11 protein-coding genes are annotated in these 22,297 nt (G+C 44.2%); 9 read left to right on the top strand and 2 right to left on the bottom strand.

The features are described 5' to 3' along the window. Positions 1–7: 7 nt before the first annotated feature. Together ACRD6K_RS04900 and ACRD6K_RS04895 are read right to left on the bottom strand one after the other, a co-directional pair. Entirely contained in the window at positions 8–3,019 is a 3,012-nt protein-coding gene (locus tag ACRD6K_RS04900) for a SusC/RagA family TonB-linked outer membrane protein (protein WP_430972299.1), read from the bottom strand. Positions 3,020–3,074: 55 nt separating this feature from the next. Further along, complete coding sequence (locus tag ACRD6K_RS04895) at positions 3,075–5,885, bottom strand: M16 family metallopeptidase (RefSeq protein ID WP_430972298.1); 2,811 nt, start codon at positions 5,883–5,885, stop codon at positions 3,075–3,077. Between the two features lie 545 nt (positions 5,886–6,430). Between ACRD6K_RS04895 and ACRD6K_RS04890 the strand changes: the two genes are divergently transcribed. From ACRD6K_RS04890 to ACRD6K_RS04850, 9 genes are all read left to right on the top strand, one after another. Next, on the top strand, positions 6,431–7,159 hold the full coding sequence (locus ACRD6K_RS04890; protein WP_430972297.1) for a GntR family transcriptional regulator: 729 nt from the start codon (positions 6,431–6,433) through the stop codon (positions 7,157–7,159). Positions 7,160–7,204: 45 nt separating this feature from the next. Further along, positions 7,205–8,143 (top strand): ROK family protein, encoded by a 939-nt coding sequence (locus ACRD6K_RS04885; RefSeq protein ID WP_430972296.1) that lies wholly within the window; start codon positions 7,205–7,207, stop codon positions 8,141–8,143. Between the two features lie 54 nt (positions 8,144–8,197). Next, positions 8,198–9,349, top strand: coding sequence for an MFS transporter (locus ACRD6K_RS04880; RefSeq protein WP_430972295.1), 1,152 nt, complete (start codon positions 8,198–8,200; stop codon positions 9,347–9,349). A gap of 7 nt (positions 9,350–9,356) precedes the next feature. Continuing rightward, positions 9,357–11,729, top strand: a complete 2,373-nt coding sequence (locus ACRD6K_RS04875) for a GH92 family glycosyl hydrolase (protein WP_430972293.1) — start codon at positions 9,357–9,359, stop codon at positions 11,727–11,729. Between the two features lie 29 nt (positions 11,730–11,758). Next, on the top strand, positions 11,759–14,389 hold the full coding sequence (locus ACRD6K_RS04870; protein WP_430972292.1) for a glycosyl hydrolase 2 galactose-binding domain-containing protein: 2,631 nt from the start codon (positions 11,759–11,761) through the stop codon (positions 14,387–14,389). A 70-nt stretch (positions 14,390–14,459) separates the two neighbouring features. Further along, complete coding sequence (locus ACRD6K_RS04865) at positions 14,460–15,749, top strand: GH36-type glycosyl hydrolase domain-containing protein (RefSeq protein ID WP_430972291.1); 1,290 nt, start codon at positions 14,460–14,462, stop codon at positions 15,747–15,749. A 157-nt stretch (positions 15,750–15,906) separates the two neighbouring features. Beyond that, on the top strand, positions 15,907–17,676 hold the full coding sequence (locus tag ACRD6K_RS04860; RefSeq protein ID WP_430972290.1) for a class I mannose-6-phosphate isomerase: 1,770 nt from the start codon (positions 15,907–15,909) through the stop codon (positions 17,674–17,676). A 173-nt stretch (positions 17,677–17,849) separates the two neighbouring features. Beyond that, positions 17,850–19,148: a GH36-type glycosyl hydrolase domain-containing protein gene (locus ACRD6K_RS04855; RefSeq protein ID WP_430972289.1), complete on the top strand. Its 1,299-nt coding sequence runs from the start codon at positions 17,850–17,852 to the stop codon at positions 19,146–19,148. Then, positions 19,127–22,288 carry a GH92 family glycosyl hydrolase gene (locus ACRD6K_RS04850; RefSeq protein ID WP_430972288.1) on the top strand — a complete coding sequence of 1,054 codons (3,162 nt, stop codon included), beginning with the start codon at positions 19,127–19,129 and terminating at the stop codon, positions 22,286–22,288. Before ACRD6K_RS04855 ends, ACRD6K_RS04850 begins: the two co-directional genes overlap by 22 nt. The last annotated feature ends 9 nt before the right edge of the window (positions 22,289–22,297 follow it).

Raw genomic sequence — 22,297 nt, 5'->3', positions numbered from 1 at the left:
TGAATTTTTAAAAGGTGACATCGACTCCCAGCGTAAAAGATCGTGGTAGTGGTTGCCCAATTCCTGTAATTTCAGGGTCAATACCTTCGTAGCCGGTAATGGTTAGCAGGTTGTTTGCCTGTGCCGTTATTTTGAAAGCAGTGATTCCTTTAATTTTAAGCTGCTCGCTAAGGTTGTACCGAATAATAATATTCTTCCAGCGTAGGTACGAAGCATTTTCAACAAACAGGGAGTTTACACTCGTGTCGGAAAAGAATTTGGGGTAGGGAAGTGGCTTCACATCGCCGGGTTTCAGCCAAATATCATTGTAAAAACCTTCGTAAGGAACTTCGCCATTTTTCACGTTACGAATCATTCGAGCCTTTAGGTTGTTGTAATTAACACCTCCCCAAGCATAGGTAAACAAGGTTGATACTTCTAAATCGTGATAGTTAAAAATATTGGTAAAACCACCGGTTACAGGATGTGTGTAGGTGCCGAAACCAGTCATTTGTGGGGCAACTCCTCCTGTTACCAGATTCATGTTTTCGTCGTAATAAAGAGGCATGCCGTTTTCAGGATTCACGCCTGCCCAATATTTCACATAGGCCGAGTTAATCGGCTCACCGACTTTGAAATAGCCTTCACTGCCTACTTTAATTTCATCTTGCAGGTACAAGTCGGTGATTTCATTATCGTTGTAAGCAAAGTTGATGTTTGTTGTCCAACGGAAATGGTCGGTACGAATTGTTACAGCACTCAGCTGCAATTCAATCCCCTGGTTACGCAGCTTTCCAATGTTGCGTAATAGATCAGAATAACCATTGCTGGCAGGAATATCCACCGCAGCCAGCAGGTCATCGGTGTTTTTTACATAGGCTTCGATGGTTCCGTAAATGCTATGATCGAAAAGCCCGAAGTCCAGCGCTAAACTCCACTGTCTGGCACGTTCAAACTTCAAGTCGGGGTTCCAGAACTCAACCAAGTTGATGACGCGATCACCTAAATAGGTATCATTATTGGTAAAATCATAGAATGGCAATCCCAAGGTTTGGCGGATGCCGCCGGAGTTGTAGTTTACACCGTAGGAGGCGCGTAATTTAAACTGATCAAATACATCGAATTGTTCGAACCATGATTCTTTTTGGATGTTCCACGAAGCACCCAATCCCCAGGCTGGAACAAAACGTTTGTCCTCCGGAAGAATAGATGATCCATCGTAGCGGAACGATCCGGTAACATTGTATTTGGAGGCAAAATTATAGTTCCCGCGCAGGTAGAATCCCAGAAGAGCATCGTAAAATTTTGCTGTTGAAATGGTGGCATTGGGATTGGCTCCAATCTCCGGATCAACCTTATCGGATATGCCAATGCTGTTAAATCCAAACCCCCAGTTTTTTGTGTGAATGTATTCCGTTCCACCACTTACCGAGATCGAATGATCGTTAAAACGTTTTCTGAAATCAAGCGAGAGGTTTAAGCGCGAGGCCAGGGATTTTGATTCGTTTTTGTTAAAAGCTCCTTTGCCTTTGGTGATCCCTGCATCCTGGACCAATTTGTTCGCTAGTGTGAGACTGTTGTTTTCGCTATCGTTGTAGGTTATTCCAAATGAAGCATTCGCATTGAAAGCTTCTGAAACAATCCAGTTCAATCGCGAATTAAGATCAACGCGCCAGGAGGTATAATCAGAATAACGGCCATTCAATTCGTCAAAAGGATTTTCGAAATACTGTCCGCCAATGGTGATTGGATTTCGTGCGATGAAGTCGTCCGAGTTCGCTGTTTCGTAGGGCTGCAGCGTGTAAATCAAGCTGGCAGGAGATGAGTGCGATTTTGAACGTTTACTTCGTCCTACCGAGGAATCAAAACCAACGGAAACATCATCGTTGAAGTTATGATCCAGATTAAAGCGGGTTGTAAATCGCTCAGCCCATGAATTATCAAAGCCACCTTGTTCATCGTAATAGCTGGTTGATAAATAATAGCGCGTATCGTCTGCTCCTCCGGAAATGCTCAATTGCAGGTCTTTTACCTGGGCAATGCGCGACAATTCCTTTAGCCAGTTGGTGCTGGTTGATTCGAGTTGACGGTAACGTTTGTTTTTGATGAAAGCTTCTTCTTCGGAGTCGCTTGGGGTAGGCGTATAAATAAAGCCTAAGCCAGAAACAATCTCCAATTCCCTTTCCAATGCCAGTTTCTCGCTTGATTGCATTAAGCTAATTCCACCGAGTCCAGAAATAGGTTTGACGGTGTGTTGGTAGCGAACGTTGTATTGAGTTTCTCCAACAATTCCACGTTTTGTCTTGATCTCGATGACTCCATTGGCTCCCCGGGTTCCGTACTCGACCGTCGATAATCCGTCTTTAAGTACGCGAATGTCAACAATATCATCCGGGTTAATGGTGTTAAAGACATCCGAAGAAATTGGAGAGCCGTTTAAAATATAAAGAGGTTCGTTGGCTCTGTTGGCCGAGACCAGCTCTGCATCGTCTTTTGCACGAATTCCCAGGGAGTTGTTCCCGCGAATCCGAATGGATGCTTTTTCTCCGGGTTCTCCGCTCGACTGGATGGCCAAACCGGCTACCTGCCCTTGCAATAGCTGGTCAAATGAACCCGCAGGTGTTCCGGCGGAGAATACTTTAGTATCGATCTTGCCAACCGAACCGGTAATGGTCCGGATATCTTTTTGGTTTTCACCAAAGACAACAACCGCTTCCAAATCCTTCGAAGAAGGCTGCAGCTGGATGTCAATAATGGTTTTGGTTCCAACGACTAGCTCCTGGGTTTCGTAACCAATGTAAGAGTATTGCAAAATCGTTTCAGGAACCAGGCCTCCAAATTTATAATGTCCTTCGTAATTGGTGATGACTCCTGAAGTGGTATTTTTAATGATGACAGTTGCTCCAATCAGGCTTTCTCCTGTTTGTGCATCTGTAATAATCCCTTCTACCGTTATTTGCTCCTGCGCATTGGTATTGAACGAGCAAAGCAAACTCAGGAATAGTATTAAAAGAACTAAGTGCTTTTGTATAAACTTCATTATTAAATCGAATAGGTATATTTTTCTTTTTCGTCAGGAAGGGGTGAACCTCCTTTTATTTTTCCGGGCTTAGGATAAACTGCAGATGATTTTTCTGATCCAGGTATTTTTTAGCCAGTTTACTCAATCGTTTGGTTGTTACACCTTGTATGTGCTTCTCATAACGTTCAAAGTCCTTTGCATTTTCACCACGTGTCCATTGGTCTTCCAATACCCGGCGCCAATAGCCATTGGTTTCTAAAGAACCTTCCCGGTTTTTCAGCCAGGCTTTTTGGACTTTTTCGAGGTTGGCAGCTTGCACTTGCTTTTTCATCGATTCAATTTCGCCAAAAGTGGCCTGAATCAAGGTATCGACATTGGCCGGAGAACAGGTGAAATAGATATCCATTCGGTAGCTGTCGTATGGACGTTGTAAGATTGTTGAAGAAGCGTAAGGAGAGTACACTCCGCCGATTTCTTCGCGTAGCTTTTCATTTAATCGAATGGTGAGAATGTCGCTTAACAAGGCCATCTCAATCCTCGACTTTTGAGAACTTGGATACTTCCCGGTAAAGCGCATCAGCACTTTGGTCTTTTCAACCGTGTTGCGAGGGAACTCATAGCGATGTTCTCCCTTTGGTGGGCGAATTCCATGATCAGCATAAGTTGTTCTTATTTCTTTTGATGGAAGACTCCCCAGGTATTGCGCTAAAAGAGGCTTGATGGAATCGACCTCAAAACTCCCGACAATGAAAAAGCGTGTTCCATAAGCTGACCCAAAACGCGATTGGTAAAAATCGAATGCCTTATCCAGACTGATTTGGTCAAGCTGCTCCGGAGTTAAAAGAGTCGCCGTTCTTGGGCTATTTTGCATCATGATTTTATTGACTTCATCCGCAAAATAGGAGTCCGGGCTATTCAACGTATTTCGGTTGTATTCTTTCTTATTTTCGATGAATTGTTCGAACTTGTCTTCATCTTTTCGCGGAGCAGTGTAGGTTAAATAACTCAGCTGAAGTAAGGTTTCGAAATCAGCTTTCGATGAAAAACCACTTACTCCTTCGGTGTGGCGATGGATATATGGTGCAATGTACACTTGCTTACCGGAAAGAATCCTTTCCAGTTGCAGCGCATTGAACTTTGACAATCCACCTCCATTAACCAAAATGGCAGCCATCGAAGCATTGTCGAAGTTGTCGATGGTGGACAGCGAGTAGCCTCCTTCTCGTAAAGAAGAGAACCGAATTTCATCGTTTTTGAAGGTCGTTGGTTTCAAAGCAACGCTTACGCCATTGTCAAATTCAATGGTTGTAATGCCCATCTCTTCGGAGTATGTTTCGTTTCGAATCTGGCCAGCCTTTGGCTTTTCCGCCATCAAAGGCTCATCAATAGCTAGGTCGTCATAGGGAGAGAGGCTTTCCTTGGCTACATCTTTCAAGGCCGTTAACAGTTCTTCTTCTGTCGGCGTATTGGTATCTTCTGGTGCCGTTACAAAAATCACCCGGTTTTCTTCGGATTGATCGATGTATTCATTCACCAAAGCTTGAATGTCGTCCAAGGTGATCTCGTCCAAAGTTGTTTGAACAAACTCTTTTTTGAATGAGATGCTGGCATTTTCCTCCCCATAAAGAATGTGGTTGGAAATCGCATCCATGATCTGTCCCGATGATTGTTTGTCCTCTTCATGAGCCATTCGCTCCATGTCGTTATAGAGGATTTCCTTTTTTCGCTCCAATTCCGCTTGCGTAAAACCGAATTTCTTGATGCGCAACAGTTCTCGCATTAAACCTTGGGTGCCTTCAATAATTTTGTCGGCTTTAACCGTTGCCAAAGACATGTAGCGATCGGTATGCCCAGGTCCGCTTGTTGCGTAAGAGTGCGCGTACATGTAGGGAGCATCTTTTTGCTGGGCAATATCGGTAAGTCGCTGGTTAACCATGTAAGTGTAGATGATATTGGTTACACTGCGCTTGAGATCTGCCAATGTCTTTTCATCTTGATGAGGAAACTTGCGAATAATCTTTACCGACGTGCTTGTAATCTCCTGATCTTTGATGATTTTTATCAGCGTGTTGGCATGAGATGGCAAAGTGTAATACTTACGCTCGGGCGCATTTTCGGGGTTATTAATCGTTCCAAATGTAGCTTCAATACGCTGTTCAATATCTTCTTGATCGAAATTACCGACAATCAGTAAGCTTGTTAAATTGGGGCGATACCAGGCGCGATGAAACTTTCTCAGTTCTTCGTCATTCCCTTCCTTAGTAACCACTTCCATCAATCCAATAGGACGGCGATGAAGGTACCGGGCATTGTGGTACAACATGGGGTACATTTCATCTTTTAAGCGGTTGTCCAAGCCAATCGTTGTGCGCCATTCCTCTAGAATAATCCCGCGCTCCTTGTCAATCGCTTCGGTGCTAAGTGTCAGGCCCGAAAGAATATCACCAAAAAAGTGGAAGGCCTTATTTAGCGTTTGTTCATTGGAATTTGGAAGCGGAAGCATGTAAATTGTTTCGTCATAGCCGGTATAGGCATTGATGTCGGCTCCAAATTCAACTCCAATCGACTGCAAATAGTCAATCAGTGTGTTGTTGGGAAAATGCTTACTTCCGTTAAATACCATGTGTTCCAGAAAGTGGGCAAAACCACGCTGCTCTTCCGTTTCAAGTATCGATCCGGCTTTGATAATCATCTGAAACTGTACCTGTTTTTCTGGAATCGCATTGTGCTGCAGATAATAGGTAAACCCATTGGCTAATGTCCTTTTAACGACTTTGGGGTTTAAGGGAATAGGGGATTGATCGGTTAATTGCGAATATCCCTTATTCGTAAAAAATAGGGCAAAAGCACCCACAAGAAGGTATGTAATGAAACGATACTTCATACTTTGTTGTTTATTAGATTGATGGTAGTTGAGGCGAAGGAAATGTTAGTGCGATTGCAGAATATCTTCCTCTTTTCTTCTTCGGGAAAAGCCGAATTTTCTACAAAATTGGCGGCAAAGATATCAAAAACAAAGGGAATAGCAAGAAAATTTTGGAAATGGCAAAATGTCGAATGTAGTTGATCATATGAAAATTATGATTCGTCTATAGGCGCTATGAATGGAAATTACTGGGGCATTTTTCTTTTGCGCAATAACATTGAAAAACCATATAATGCACTCGTTTTTTTAGGCTGTTTTTTAGTGATTTGAGGGGGGTGTTTTTAGAGCGATAAGAATGCATAGTAAATAATATGATTGCTTTTTAATTTTCCAATAAATGTGTAAAAAGGATACTGGGATAAAGCAATTTAGTTAATTTTTCACCTTAAAGTTTTTCTATGATTTTTAAAAGTCTACATTTGTATGTTCAAACATATGAACATGCACTTGTCGGGAGAATGACATTACATGAGTTACTCTAAAAAATAAACAATTATAAACGAATGAAATTCAAGATAGATCATTCCAGTGCGCTGCCTTTGCACGCCCAGGTCGAAACATTATTACGCAAATTGATTGAGCTGCCAGAATATAAGAATGGGGGCTTGCTCCCCAAGGAAGTTGATTTGGCCAAGCAATTGGGAATTTCGAGAAATACCTTGCGACAGGCTACCAATAAATTGGAGTACGAGGGCCTGCTGGTAAGAAAAAAGGGAGTGGGAACTCGAGTGGCTGAAAAAACGGTGACAACGCAACTTGATAATTGGCATAGCTTTACCAATGAAATGAGTGCCCAAGGCTTGAGCTTTAAGAACTATCGCTTAGTGGTTGAATGGGTGGAGGCTGATCGAAAAATCGCTACTTTTTTTAATATTCCGGAAGCTACATCTGTTTTGAAGCTAAGTCGTTTGCGGGGGGATGAAGAAGCTCCTTTTGTCTATTTCGAAAGTTACTTTCATCCGCGCATTGGCTTGACCGGGAACGAAGACTTTTCAAAGCCTTTGTATGATTTGCTTGAGAATGATTTTCATGTTGTAGCCTCTTTGTCACGCGAAAAGCTAAAGGCACGTTTGGCAACGACCATTACAGCCAAGCGTTTGCAGATTGGTGCCGGTGACCCGGTTTTAGTTCGCGAGCGGTTTGTTTACGATCCTGGCGATCGCCCATTGGAATACAATATTGGTTTTTACAAAGCCGACAAATTCACCTATAAAATTGATATAAGAAGATAGTCTCTTGAGCTTGAAATTTTTCGTTCACACAAAAAATATAATAAGATGAAACAACAAATAGCTATCGGAATTGACGTAGGAGGAAGCCATGTTAGTTGTGCTGCCTTCAATTTGAATGAAAAGAAATACTTGCCGGAAACCTTTGCAGAAAGTGATCTGGATAATCATGGTCCGGCGGATGAGATTATTGCTGTGTGGAGTAAAACGATTGCTCGGTCCATCGAAGCAGTTGGCTTGGAAAACCTGTCCGGAATTGGATTTGCCATGCCTGGTCCTTTCAACTATGAAAAAGGGATTCCGCTATTTACCGGAGAAAATAATAAGTACGAAAACATTTATGGGATTGATGTTTCGGCAGCATTGCGAAAGTCGTTGAATCTTCCGGGCGACTTCCCGATCCGCTTCATCAATGATGCAACAGCATTTGCCATTGGCGAAGATTGGGCCGGGAAAGCTCAAGGCAGCAAGCGGTCGTTATCGATTACGCTGGGAACCGGCTTTGGCTCGGCTTTTCTGAAGGACAATCTTCCGGTTACTTCGGGCGATGATGTTCCGGAGCAAGGCTGTATTTGGCACCTTCCTTTTAAAGACGGAATTGCCGACGATTACTTCTCAACTCGAGGACTGGTGGGCCGCTATCAGCAAAAAACAGGGAAGTCGGTCAAAGGTGTTAAAGAGATTGCCATGAGCGCACCAACAGACGAAATAGCTCGTGAGCTTTTTAACGATTTTGGATCGCAGTTGGTAAATTTATTGCATCCGTGGCTGGAGCGTTTTCAGGTGGAAGTTTTGGTTATTGGAGGAAATATAGCCAATGCTTATGATTGGTTTCAGCCGGCTTTAACGGCAGCCTTAAAAGATCACAACTGTACAGTGCGTGTAGAAATATCAAGCCTGAAAGAAACGGCTGCCATTATCGGTAGTGCCGTCTTGGCTGACCAGTCTTTTTACGCGCGGGTAGAACCCTTATTGGCTGAAATGTAATACGAATTCAAAAAAACAAAACTTTAATAGCTCCTAATCTAAACCAACTAAATCATGACAAAATCAAAAATCTCAGCAAAGTATATTATCCCGGTGTTGCTCTCATTTTTTGTAATGAGTTTTTGCGACCTGGTAGGAATTGGTGTTGATAACGCCAAAGCCGATTTTAATTTGAACAACACGTTGGCGCAATTAATTCCGATGGCAGTTTTTGCCTGGTTTTTTATTTTATCGGTACCTGTCGGAATTTTACAGGATCGCATCGGGAAGCGAAACATGCTGAATATTGGTATGTTGCTGACTGCGCTTGGCTTGATAGTTCCTTTTTTCATGTATTCCTTTCTGGTTTTGCTGGGCGGCTTTGCCATGCTCGGTATCGGGAATACCATTATTCAGGTGTCGGCAAATCCCTTGTTAATAGATGTTGTTTCTGCCAAAAGAGCTTCCAGCTTTTTAAGCTTTTCGCAGTTTATAAAAGCAATCGGATCGATGGTTGCGCCCTACCTGGCCACTTATTTTGCCCTTCGCTTTGGCGATTGGAAGATTCTTCTTCTCGTTTTTGGCGGCGTTTCTCTTTTATCGGTAATATGGCTGCACTTTACCCCAATAACCGAAACCTTATCAAAAGAGAATAAAGCAACAATTGGGTCCTGCCTTAAACTTCTGGGCGTCGGTTACATTGCCTTAATGGTACTGGGAATTTTCTTTGTTGTAGGAATCGATGTGGGGATCAATGCGGCATCAGGGCAATTTTTAATGAAAAAGTTGGGAATGGATGCTGAGCCTGCCATGCACGGCCGTAGTTTGTATTTCTTCGGAAAAATGTTGGGTACTTTTCTAGGGGCTCTATTACTTACTCGCTTTTCTGCACGAAAATTTCTGCTTGGTTCGGCAGTGGTAACCCTGATTACAATTGTGGCATTCATTTTTTCGCCGTCACCGGTATTTGCATTGGCATTAATATTCTCCATTGGTTTGGGTGCCTCAAATATTTTCCCGTTGATCTTCTCATTAACAGTTGAAAAATATGCCGATCGTGCCAATGAAATTTCAGGACTGATGATTATGGCAGTAGCCGGTGGAGCATTTATTCCTCCTGTCGTTGGAAAAGTAACCGATATGCTGAACGTAACAGCCGGAATGTTCGTACTAATCGCATGTTCAGTATATCTTTTGTTTTTAGCTATTTATGCACTAAAAAAATAATGAACGAATGAAACGCTTGGCTTACTTTGTGGCAATCATACTCCTGTTGTCATGTCAAACAGAAACTAAATTACACCCCGAATTTAATGCCATCCAGTATGTCGATCCTCAAATCGGGTCGGTGCACGGACGTTGGTTTTTTTACACGCCGGCAGCCTTGCCTTTTGGGATGGCAAAATTGGCTCCGCACACCAATGCTTATGAGGGCGAAGGTAGTTGGTCGCCCCAGGGATATGACGACCGGCATGGTTCCATCGAAGGATTTGGGCATTTTCATGAATTTCAGATTGGTGGGCTGGTGGTCATGCCTACAACGGGAGCATTGAAGACGGTTCCCGGAACATTGGAAGAGCCGGATACAGGCTATCGCTCGCGGTTCGACAAGGCCAGCGAAGAGTCAATGCCTGGCTATTATTCAGTGTTGTTGAAGGATTATGGTGTGCGGGCAGAGCTAACAGCGACGGAGCGCGTAGGTTTTCATCGTTACACGTTCCCAAAGTCGGAGCAGTCGAACCTGATTATTGACATTGGGCATAAGCAAGGGGAAAGTAGCACGGTAACCAATGCTTTTATCCGGATGAACGGGAAAAAACAGCTGGAAGGTTATATCGAAACTTACCCGGTTTATCTTACTTTTTGTGATCCGGGTAACCGGGTGAAAATGTACTTTGTCATTCAGTTGGATAAAGAACCGGCAGCTTTTGGCTCGTTTGTCAATGAGCAACAGGAAGCCGGTAAAACCGAAAGCAAGGGAGTTGACAATGGTTTTTATCTTACATTTCAAACCGATGAAAATGAATTGGTTGAAATGCAGGTCGGCTTGTCATACACGAGTATTGCCAATGCACGCAATAATTTGAATGTGGAAGCTGAGGGACAGACGTTTGACTTGGTGAAAGAAACCGCTGCATTAAAATGGAATGAAAAACTTTCCCGCTTCATGGTGGAAGGCGCCACCGAGGCTGATAGAACCAAGTTTTATACGGGCTTGTACCATGCCCTCTTAGGACGCGGAATAGCCAGCGATGTGAATGGCCAATACATTCAGTACGATAAAACAATTGGGCAGATTCCGTTGGATGAATCGGGTACACCTCGGTATCATCAGTACAACACAGATGGTATTTGGGGCGGTTTCTGGAATCTTGGACAGCTTTGGGCGCTGGCTTATCCCCGCTACTTGAGTGAATATGTCCAGTCCAATATCGATTTCTCGAAAGTAAGTGGCTGGCTGCACGATGGCATGGCCGCCGGAACCTACACAAACGGAGTCCAAACCAACTTTCAGGGCTTGTTAATGGCTTCGGCTTACAATGCAGGTATTCGCGATTTTGAAGTGGAAACAGGCTATGAGGCAGCCTTGAGAAATGAGCTTGAATACCATGGCCGAAACCTGGGAAATGGGAAATATGATTTGCATTATTTCGTAAAGAATGGCTATGTGCCATCAAAAGATACGGTGATTGCTAATGGTTGGGTGTTCAACTTTGGAGCATCTCACACCCTGGAATATGCTTTTAGTTCGTATGCCGTAGGGCAATTTGCCAAAGCATTGGGACATAAGGCTGATTACCAGAAATTAATGACTCAGGCTGGAAACTGGGCGAATATTTTTGACCCGGAAACCCGTTTTATCCGGCCGCGCTACGAAGATGGTCGCTTTATTGAGAACTTCAATCCGCTGGAAGGATGGCGTGGTTTTCAGGAAGGGAATGCCTATCAATATACCTGGTATGTTCCGCATGACCCGGCTGGTCTGATCGAAAAAATTGGAATTGATACGTTCAACGTTCGTTTGGAGAAAACATTTGTCGAAAGTCAAAAATCATTGTTTGGAGGAGGTCGCGAGGTGCACAGTTTTTCAGGCGTAGAGAAGCTGTACAATCAGGGAAATCAGCCTTGCCTGCACCAGGCCTGGTTGTTCAATTACTCGGGCAAGCCTTGGCAAACCCAGCATTGGACACGAACCATTTGCGATGAATTTTATGGAACAGAACCACTGCATGGTTATGGTTTTGGGCAGGATGAAGATCAGGGACAGCTGGGTGCCTGGTACGTGATGGGTGCACTTGGGCTATTCGATGTTCAGGGGCATGCGGCAATGAATCCATCCTTCCAGTTCGGAAGTCCGATGTTTGACAAAGTGACCATTCAACTGGATGAAAACTATTACGAAGGAAAGACTTTGGTTCTCGAAACCCGCAACAACTCCAAAGAAAACAAATACGTACAGTCGGTTACCTGGAATGGCCAGCCTGTGGAAAATTGCTGGATCTCGCGAAATGAACTGATGAAAGGGGGAACCCTGCTTTTTGAAATGGGTAGCAGCCCTAATAAAAATTGGGGAGTAGGAATGCCTCCTCCGTCTATGACGAAGTAGTAGAATCTGTCAACCAAAAACCAAAAGCGATGAGTAAAAATTCTGTTTTAACGGTGTTCTTTTTGTTCGCATTCATGTCTGTGGGATTTGCTCAGGGAGAGGAGATTCTGTTGAACACAGGGTGGAAAGCGAATCGGGCAAGTGAGCTTCCGGTGGATGGAACCGTCATTTCTTCGGCTGACTTTGAATTTTATGACTGGATGGATGCTCAGGTGCCGGGAACGGTGTTGACCACCATGCTGAAAAATAGCAAAGTGCCAGATCCTTTTTACGGGTTGAACAACGAGCTGATTCCTGATATTTACGCTACAGGAGCAGATTACTATACGTTTTGGTTTCACAAGCGTTTGTCGAAGCTGGAGTTGCAGGAGGGGCAACAGGCTTGGCTAAAATTCAGAGGAATTAACTATTCGGCTAACGTCTTTTTGAATGGACAGCGTGTGAATACCGATACTCATCATGGTATGTTTCTTCGGGAAAAGTACCTGATCACGCCATTTTTGAATCAAGAGGATGGTGCTGCTAATAACCTGGCAGTAATAGTGCATCCGCCCAATCCGGTTGGGCATGCCAATGGCGGGCAAGGAGGTGATGGAACAATTGCCCGGTCGGTTACGCAGCAATTTACCGCAGGTTGGGACTGGATTTGTCCGATTCGTGACCGAAATACCGGAATTTGGGATCAGGTTGCCATTGAAATTACCGGACCTGTGGATATTCAAAATCCATTTGTTCGTTCAAGAGTGCCCGGAAAACGAACTCCCGGAGAGAAACAAAAGCCGGCCTTTTTAACCATTTCTGCGGAATTGGTTAATGCAACAGCAGAAGATCAGCAAGGGGTTTTAGTTGCCAAAATAGGTGATCAAAAGTGGACTTTGCCTGCTATGCTTAAGGCTCAGGAAAAAGTTACACTAAGCTTTCCTGAGATTAAGATGGAGAATCCGAAACTGTGGTGGCCGAATGGATGGGGTGAAGCAAACTTGTACCAATTGGAATTGAGCTTTCAGCAGAATAATACGCAATCAGACAACGAAGCAGTCAGTTTTGGAATACGCGAAACCGGAACTTATTTTGATCAGGAAGTCGGAGGGCGTGTGTTTCTGGTGAATGGACAGAAGGTATTTATTAAAGGCGGAAATTGGATTTCTTCGGACGCACTGTTGCGACTTTCGCCCGAAAGGTATGAGGCAGAGGTTCGGATGCATGCGGAGATGAACATGAACATGATCCGGGTTTGGGGAGGTGCGATGCCTGAACGCCCCGAATTTTATGAGGCCTGCGATAAGTATGGACTCCTGGTGTGGCAGGATTTGTGGGTGTCGGGCGACTGCAATGGGCGCTGGCCCGATCCAAAGAAAAAAGAGTCGCAAACCAGAAGACAGGCATATCCAGATGATCATTCGTTGTTTCTGGCTTCGGCTATCGATCAGATTAAGATGCTTCGGAATCATCCGAGTTTATACCTGTGGTGCGGAGGCAATGAATTTCCACCTCCACCCGATATTAACAAGCAATTGGAAGAACGGATTTTCCCGGAATTTGATGGTACCCGTTACTACGTGAATGAGTCAACTTCAGACAGTATTCTTCGAAATACGATTGGTGGAAATGGCGACGGACCCTACGGCATACAAGATCCACTTCGTTTTTTTGTGGTGGAGTCGTATCCGTTTAATCCGGAGTTAGGGTCGGTGGGCCTTCCCAATGTTGAGGCCATGCGCAAGATGATGGATGCAAAGGATTTGGTTCCACCGCGCAATGATCGGCCGAACCAGGTGTGGCGTTACCATAAGTACATTGGCTACGGAAATACCATTGAGCAAATGGGCGAAATCAAGGGGATTGAGGATTTCTGTAAAAAGGCTCAACTGGTCAATTACGAGCAATACCGGGCTTTGCAGGAAGGCTTTAATGCGGGCATGTGGAATAAATATACGGGCATGCTGGTGTGGAAAAACCAAAATCCGTGGACCGCTTTGCGCGGACAGTTTTACGATGTGTTTCTGGATCAGACAGGTGGATTTTATGGTTATCAGCATGGCGCAAGCCCAATTCATGCTCAACTCAATTTGAATGATTCTACCATTTGTGTGATGAACCAGACGCTTTCAGATGTCACCGATCTTACCGTTGTAGCGCAGTTGATCGGGCTGGACGGAAAGCTTTTGCATGAACGAACCTTCAAGCTTGATGTTGAGGCCAATGCCTATAAAAATGCCGGACGACTGTTTGAGCAAGAAAAGCCGGAGGGATTCTATTTTGCTCGTTTAAGCCTGAAAAACAAGCAGGATGAACTAATTGATGAAAATCTTTATTGGTTGGTGAGCGAACCTTCCGATTGGCAACAACTCGATAAACTCGCTCCAGTAAACCTTCAGGTGAATTTGAAAAGACCGGAAGGAAGCCACTACCTGGCTGATATTTCCAACAAGGATCAGTCAACCGCCTTTTTTATTCGATTGAAAATTACGGATAGAATAACTGGCGAGTTGATGCTGCCTGTTTTTTTTGAAGATAACTACCTGACCCTTTTCCCCGGTGAGCAAAAGCAAATTGCGATTGATCTATCGCACCTAGCAAAAGAGGTAGATCTCAATAAACTTCAGCTGGAATTGGCTCCGTGGAATGGAAAACAGATCATCAAAACGTTTAATGAATAATGGCAACGGCCCCGTCGGTCGTTGTCCTGCGTGTCAAACAAAACTTTATTAATCAACAACTTTAATAGATATGAAGGCAATTATTGCTATTTTTTTAGTACTTGGAATTACGTGTTGTACGTCGAAATCAACTCAGCCGGATCTCAAAGATCAGATTCGAAACAATGAATATTTTGCGTTTACAAAAGCAAAAGCACTCGACATTGTCAAAACGGGGTTTAATGCCGGCGATGGTTATGGCGAAGTGTGGATTCGCGATTACAACACTTTTATTGAACTTTCTGCGGAAGTTTATCCTCAGGAAACCTTGAAAGAAAACCTGCGTGTTTTTTTCCGTTTGCAGGGAGATGATGGAAACATTATTGATGGATTTATTCCGAAAGAAAAAGCCAAGGCATCGGAAGGTGGTTACGACTATATTTTTACCGAGCTGGAGCCGAACTATGCCGGGCATAAAAATACGGTTGAAACAGATCATGAAACATCATTGGTTCAGGCCGTTTATAAGTATGTGAAGAAAACCGGGGACACCGCTTTCCTGACTGAAAAAATTGGAGACAAAACGGTTGCTCAACGCCTGGAGTGGTCTATGGACTTTCTGTTGAATGAACGTTGGAGCGATCAGTATGGCTTGGTCTACGGAGCGACTACTGCCGATTGGGGAGATGTGCAGCACAGCCATCCTTGGGGCGTTTACATCACAGATGACACCAAGTTTTGTCTTGACATTTATGACAATGCCATGTTGGTGATTGCGTTGAACAACTTAATGGAGCTTGTTCCTGAAACCAAAACCAAGTGGGAACCCATTTGCGATGGAATTGCAAAAAATACGATGAAATACTTGTGGGACGAGCAGAATCAAAAGTTCATTCCACACGTGTATCTCGATGGTTCTCCATTCCCTGCCGACTTCGACGAAAACCAAATTTACTACCACGGAGGTACAGCTACGGCTATTGAAGCCGGATTGCTGTCGAAAGAGCAAATTAAGATTTCGCTCAATAAAATGATTGAAAACGTCAAAGCATCGGGAGCTGGCTCAATTGGCTTAACCATGTATCCTCCCTATCCCGAAGGTTCGTTTGAAAATAAAGGCATGTATCCGTATGGTTATCAAAATGGCGGAGACTGGACCTGGTTTGGTGGCCGTATGATTCAACAATTGATCAAGTATGGTTTTGTTGATGAGGCGTATGAGCAAATGCAGCCTATGGTTAAGAGGGTAAAGGAAAATGATGGATTTTTTGAATGGTACACAGTAGATAATCAACCTGAAGGTTCAGGTACTTTCCGGGGTTCAGCCGGTGTATTGTACAAAGCTATTTTGATGTTTGAGGACTACGCGAAAGATAAATAATAGGCAAAGGGCATGGGGCAAAGAGCCAAGAGGAAAATGAAAACAAGTTAGATCGTGAGATTTAGTCTTGTGTCTAAGTTCTTGTCTCTTGAATCTGGAAGTTTTCCGCTTAGCCTCTTTGCGTGAAAGACATTGAAATTAGAAGATAAAACAAAATATGAGTACACAGAATTGGAGAAAGACGAGCCAGTATTTGATGCCGGCTCAAAAGGAAGAGGAAAGTGCAGGCGATTATGGCTTGTATCCAGCCCATTCGTTGGGCGAAGGAAAAATACATTTGGGGGTGGAGAGCTTGGTTGAAGAGCTTGAAAAACATGAAACGATTATAATCGATGGTTACCAGGGCGTGTTTTTCGGAACACTGAAAGAGAAGCTCGACGCACAGTTTAAACAAAAAGGGATTGACGTAAACTGGATTGATGTTGCTGAATACTTAAAACCAGAGGCCGAAATCAATGCGCTTATCGAGCCATTTCTTGGGGGTGATGATCCGATTTTTGGGAAACGGGCAACCATTGAGTTGATTGATCTTTTTGACACAACACGATGGAGTGAAATTCAGGATAAAATTACTTCAGGAAAGAGCATAATTTACGGTGTAGGAGCTAGTCTTGTAGGAATTGAGGGCTTGTTGGTATACGTTGATTTGCCTAAAAACGAATTGCAATTCCGGGCCCGTGCAAAGACGATTAGCAATATCGGGGCATCGAAGCCGGACGAGATTAAGCCCATGTACAAGCGCTTCTACTTTGTAGATTGGGTAGTTCTGAACAAGCGCAAACAGGAATTGCTCTCGAAGATCGATGTGCTTGTTGATGAGCAGCGTTTGGATGAAATAACCTGGTTAAAGGGAGACGATTTAAGGCAAGGATTAAATGAAATAAGCAAAAATGTATTCCGGGTGCGCCCATGGTTTGAACCCGGTGCGTGGGGCGGACAATGGCTTGGCGAAAAGGTGAAAGGATTGAACAAAGATGTGCCGAATTATGCCTGGTCGTTTGAGTTGATTGTTCCTGAAAACGGCTTGGTTTTCGAAAGCTCAGGTCATGTTGCAGAAGTGTCGTTCGATACGGTTATGTTTCAGGAGGGCGAGAATGTCTTGGGGCAAGCGCATCCTCAGTTTGGAGCCGAATTCCCCATTCGTTTCGACTTTTTGGACACCTTCGACGGAGGGAATTTGTCCATTCAATGTCACCCTCATTTAGACTACATTAAAGAGCATTTTGGCGAAAACATGACCCAGGAGGAAACCTACTACATCCTGGATGCAGCGCCCGATGCGAAATGTTATCTTGGATTTAATGAGGACATTGATCCCAAAGTTTTTGAAGCTGATTTGAAGTATAGTTTTGAGAACAATAAACCCATTGATATTACCCGCCATGTGCAAGTGTTGGACTCGCACAAACACGATTTATTTTTGATCCCTCCGGGCACCATCCATGGTTCAGGAATTAACAACCTGGTGCTGGAAATTAGCTCAACCCCCTACATTTTTACCTTCAAAATGTATGACTGGCTGCGTTTGGACATGGATGGAAAACCGCGTCCGATCAATATTGAGCGGGGAATGGAAAATGTTTGTTTCGACCGAAAAGGCGATTACGTAACCGATAAATTGGTGGCAAAACCGACCTTGTTGGAGGAAGGTACCGGATGGAAGTTGTATCACTTGCCAACCCACGAAAAGCATTTGTATGATGTACATCGTTTCCATTTGACCGGAGAAGTTGAAGTGCAAACCGAAAACCGTTGCCATGTGCTGAGCTTGGTTGAAGGAAGCAGCATTTTGGTAGAGACGGAGAATGGCCTGAAGAAGCGCTTTAACTATGCCGAAACATTTGTGATTCCTGCTGCTGCAGGTTCCTACAAAATAACCAATGAAGGAGAAGGTGAAGCCTTGGTCGTAAAAGCATTTGTGAAGTAATTTCTAGGAAAGAATACCTAAACCAATTAATGTGAAACATCCAAGACAAAGGTTTTTTGACACAAAGAAGAAGGAAGGAAAACGGAGACCGGATACCAGTCTGAAAATCTGCGTATCCGAAAATCTAAAATCTTGTGTCTTGATACTCTTGTCTTGGTTCTAATTCTAAACATATGAGACTTTACAAGATTTCAACAATTCTTATACTGGCAGGACTATTATTAAGCTCTTGTAGTTCGAATAATAAAGAACTCGCCGATAAAATACTTGCAGATCAAACGATGCAGGAAGTAGACAGCATGGCTCGCCAGCTAATGAAGAATGGATTTTATGCCGGATCGGGCTACCAAATGGTCTGGTCGCGCGACTTAAACACTTTCATTGAACTATCCTGTGAGGAATATGATCAGGACGTTATTCGTAAAAACCTGTTGATGTTTTTTCATTTTCAGCAGGCAAATGGCGAGTTGCTCGATGGTTATGTTCCCCGAGAAGCTTTTACCTGGGGAGACCCAAACACTTACGAATCGGAAACAGCTCCCGGACACATCGGTTTTAAAAATACGGTAGAAACGGATCAGGAAACCTCGCTGATTCAGGCTATTTATAAATATGTGGCGAAGACGGGCGACAAATCAATCCTTGATGAAGAGGTGGCCGGTAAGCCTGTTTACGAGCGATTGAAATGGTCAATCAATTACTTGCTGAATGAGAGGTACGCTGCAAAATATGGTCTGATTACCGGTGCTACAACCTTTGACTGGGGAGATGTGCAGGTTGAAGGGGGTGCTGTGGTGGACGTGGATAGCCTGACTCATTGGAGCATTGATGTGTACGATAATGCAATGTTGGCCATTGCTTTGGATAACTTGGCTGAATTAACGGATGATAACTCGGATAAACAGCGCTGGAAAACGATGCAGGAAGATTTGCTGGTGAATATTCGAAAGTATTTGTGGGATGCTGAAAACAGCAAATTCATTCCACATATTTATCTGGATGGTTCTCCTTTTCCAGACGATTTCAACGAAAATGAAATTCATTATCATGGGGGAACAGCAGTTGCCATTGAAGCAGGCGTTTTAACCAGAGATGAAATTGCCGCAGTCCTTAAGCATATGGTGAGAAATGTTGAGCAATCAGGCGCTCCTTCAATTGGTTTGACACTTTACCCGACTTATCCAAGCGATGTTTTGGGCAAGAATGTATCTGCTCCCTATGAATATCAGAATGGTGGAGACTGGACTTGGTTTGGCGGAAGAATGATCCAACAGCTTATTGTGAATGACATGGTCGACGAAGCTTACCAATTGGTACAACCCATGATGAACCGTGTTATTAAAAACAAAGGGTTTTACGAGTGGTATAAAATCGATGGAACTCCGGCAGGTTCTGGCGATTTCAAAGGATCTGCCGGGGTATTAGGAAAATCAATCGAACTATTTAACCAATGGGCAGAAGAAAACAAATAAAACAAAGCTTAAGCTACCTGCTTTTGTTGTGTTTTCTGGCAGGAACAAAGGCTTATGCCAAAGACCAAAGCGTGATTTGGCAAATCGGTGAAAACAACAATAGTTGTGCGGAATTTGCGTTGGCCCCCAAGGGCTATCCTGATTACATTGCGAATGACTTTGGCTGGGAAGACAAGTATTTCCTGATAGGAACATCCAACGATCAAAAAGACTGGCCATACATCATTCCCGGAACAAGTGACACCTGGGGTGGGACCTGGGGAACATCCGGTTGGCGTTCAAGTACCCTGACCATTCTGTTTGGGGTGGATCAGCAGCCTCGTTCCAATGATTGGAAACTGGTTGTTGATCTTTTGGATTGCAATCCCGATGATTTGCCATTGTTTAAAGTGACGGTTAACGGGAAATCATGGAAATACCGAATTCCGGTAATCAACCCAGCAAGTTCAATCGATAATGATCCTGATAATTCGTCGGAATATCTGGTTGAAATTCCCCTCCCTAAAGGCTTAATTGCAAACGGGGGAAATGAAATTGCTCTAACTGTCCTTGAAGGATCCTGGATTCGTTTTGATCAAATCAAACTTGAAGGGCCTAAGGGAGTGGAACTGACGAAGAACAAGCAGGCTTTTTTGCGAAAAGTGGAACCTGCCGATTATGAAATAGAGCATTACCGCAACAAGGCGCAACCACTATTGATTGATGTTGAGCATCTGTCCGGAACGCCTGATATGACCGTGATTCTGGATAACGAAGAAGTTTTTGCATCAACGCTGGAAAAAGGTCGATATGTATTTGAAGTGCCAATGCCGGCAGTTCAGAAAGCGCAAAAGAGCAGCTACGAAATTTGGCTTAATGGAGAAAAGCTTCAGGCGGGCAAAATAACAAGATTGCCGCAGGTTTTAACTTCGCCAGCCGGCTATGTGGATACCAAAATCGGAACTGGCCATTCCCGCTGGATGATTGCCCCGGGACCTTGGATGCCATTCAGCATGGTCAAATTAAGTCCCGACAACCAGAACGATGGTTGGCAGTCTGGTTATGAACCAACCTTTGAGTCAGTGGCTTGCTTCTCGCACATTCACGAGTGGACCATGGCCGGATTGGGAACCATGCCCACCAATGGGGCACTTCAAACGAAAGTTGGCGATGAAAAAGATGTGGCTGGTGGTTACCGTTCGCGAATTGATAAATCAACAGAACAGGCGCCTTTGGGCTATTACAAAGTGCATTTAACCGATTACGACATTCAGGCGGAATTGACTGCAACTACTCGTTGTGGTTTTCAGCGCTATACTTTTCCGAAAGACCGCGATGGATCGCGCGTTTTGCTAGATTTGGTGATTCCATCAGAATACCGGTATGAACTGCTTGAAGCTTCGGTAAAACAAACGGGCGAAAATACAATTGAAGGTTTTAGCCATCAGCTTTCTCCAAATACCTGGAGTGGTGGAATCTCGCAGGAGTACACCATTTACTTTGTTGTAGAGTTTGACCGGCCGATAGCCGGATTTAGCACGTGGACTGAAAATGGCGTGGAAAAAGGTGCTGCAAGCTTAAATGTTCAGGGAGCAAAAGATGCCGGAGTTATTGTTGATTTCGATACGAAAAAAAATAAGCTGGTCCAGCTTCGCACAGGGATTTCTTATGTGAGCCTTGAAAATGCAAGAGAGAACCTGAAAACTGAAGTCATCGATCCTTTTGGATGGGACTTTGAGGCCGTGCGAACAAATAATGTTGCTACCTGGAATGACCTTTTTAGTCGTGTGAAGGTGGGCAGCAATGACAAGCATGAAAAAACACGTTTTTACACCAATATGTATCGTGCTTTGTGCAGCCGTAATACGTTTAGCGATGTGAATGGCGAGTGGCGGGATGCCGGGGAAGAAATCCGAAGAATGGATGACCCGTCGTCTCCGGCTTTGGGCTGCGATGCTTTCTGGAATACCTTCTGGAACCTGAATCAGTTTTGGAATCTGGTAACGCCGGAATGGAGCAACCGCTGGGTGAAATCGCAGTTGGCCATGTATGACGCCAATGGTTGGCTGGCCAAGGGACCGGCCGGGATGGAATATGTTCCGGTGATGGTGGCCGAGCATGAGATTCCGCTGATTGTTGGTGCTTACCAAATGGGGATTCGCGACTACGATGTGGAGAAAGCTTTCGAGGCCGTGAAAAAGATGCAAACAACGCCCGCACAGGAGGTGGGTGGAGGTTTTGCCGGTAACCGCGACTTAGTTACTTATTTGGAGCATGGTTATGTACCCTACGACCAAGGCCGTTTCTCCAATTCGCTGGAGTATGCTTTTGACGATTGGACGGTTGGGCAGTTTGCAAAAGTCTTAGGTAAGCAGCATGATTATCAAACCTTTTCGAAGCGTGGATACTACTGGCGAAATGTGATCGATACGGAAACTGGTTTTGCCCGAATGAAAGATTCCAAAGGGGAGTGGTTCCCTGATTTTGATCCGTACAAGTCAGGAGCCAACCATCACTATGTGGAAGGAAATGCCTGGCAGTTAACCTACTTAGTGCCCCAGGATGTACCAGCTTTAGCCCAGGTAATTGGCAAAGATCGTTTCATCGAGCGCCTGGATTGGGGATTTGGAGAAAGTGATAAAACTCGTTACAATGGGATGAATGACCAGTATTGGAATTACCCGGTAATCCAGGGAAATCAGCAGTCGATGCATTTTGCCTTTCTTTTTAACTGGGTGCAGCAGCCGTGGTTAACGCAAAAGTGGAGCCGTTCCATTATGGAACGCTACTATGGTTATGGTATTTCCAATGCGTATTTGGGCGATGAAGACCAAGGGCAAATGAGTGCCTGGTTTATCATGGCATCCATTGGGCTGTTCCAAACCGATGGTGGTTGCCGGGTTGATCCGGTCTATGAAATTGGAAGCCCTTTGTTTGAGAAAGTTGAAATTGATTTGGGCAAACGCTTTGGACGGGGTACCCAGTTTACCATTGAAGCGAAACATGCTTCCCGACAGAATAAATATGTCCAATCAGCTAAGTTGAATGGCAAAAAGTTGAACGATTTTAAGTTTCCGGCCAGCGAATTGTTAAAAGGCGGAAAACTCGAATTGGAAATGGGACCTGAGCCGAATAAGAATTGGGGCGTGGGTTCCAAGTAGATAAGATTA

It is taken from the genome of Sunxiuqinia rutila, from assembly GCF_050589705.1.
GTDB classification, from domain to species: domain Bacteria; phylum Bacteroidota; class Bacteroidia; order Bacteroidales; family Prolixibacteraceae; genus Sunxiuqinia; species Sunxiuqinia rutila.
This window is presented reverse-complemented; position numbering and strand designations above follow the sequence as displayed.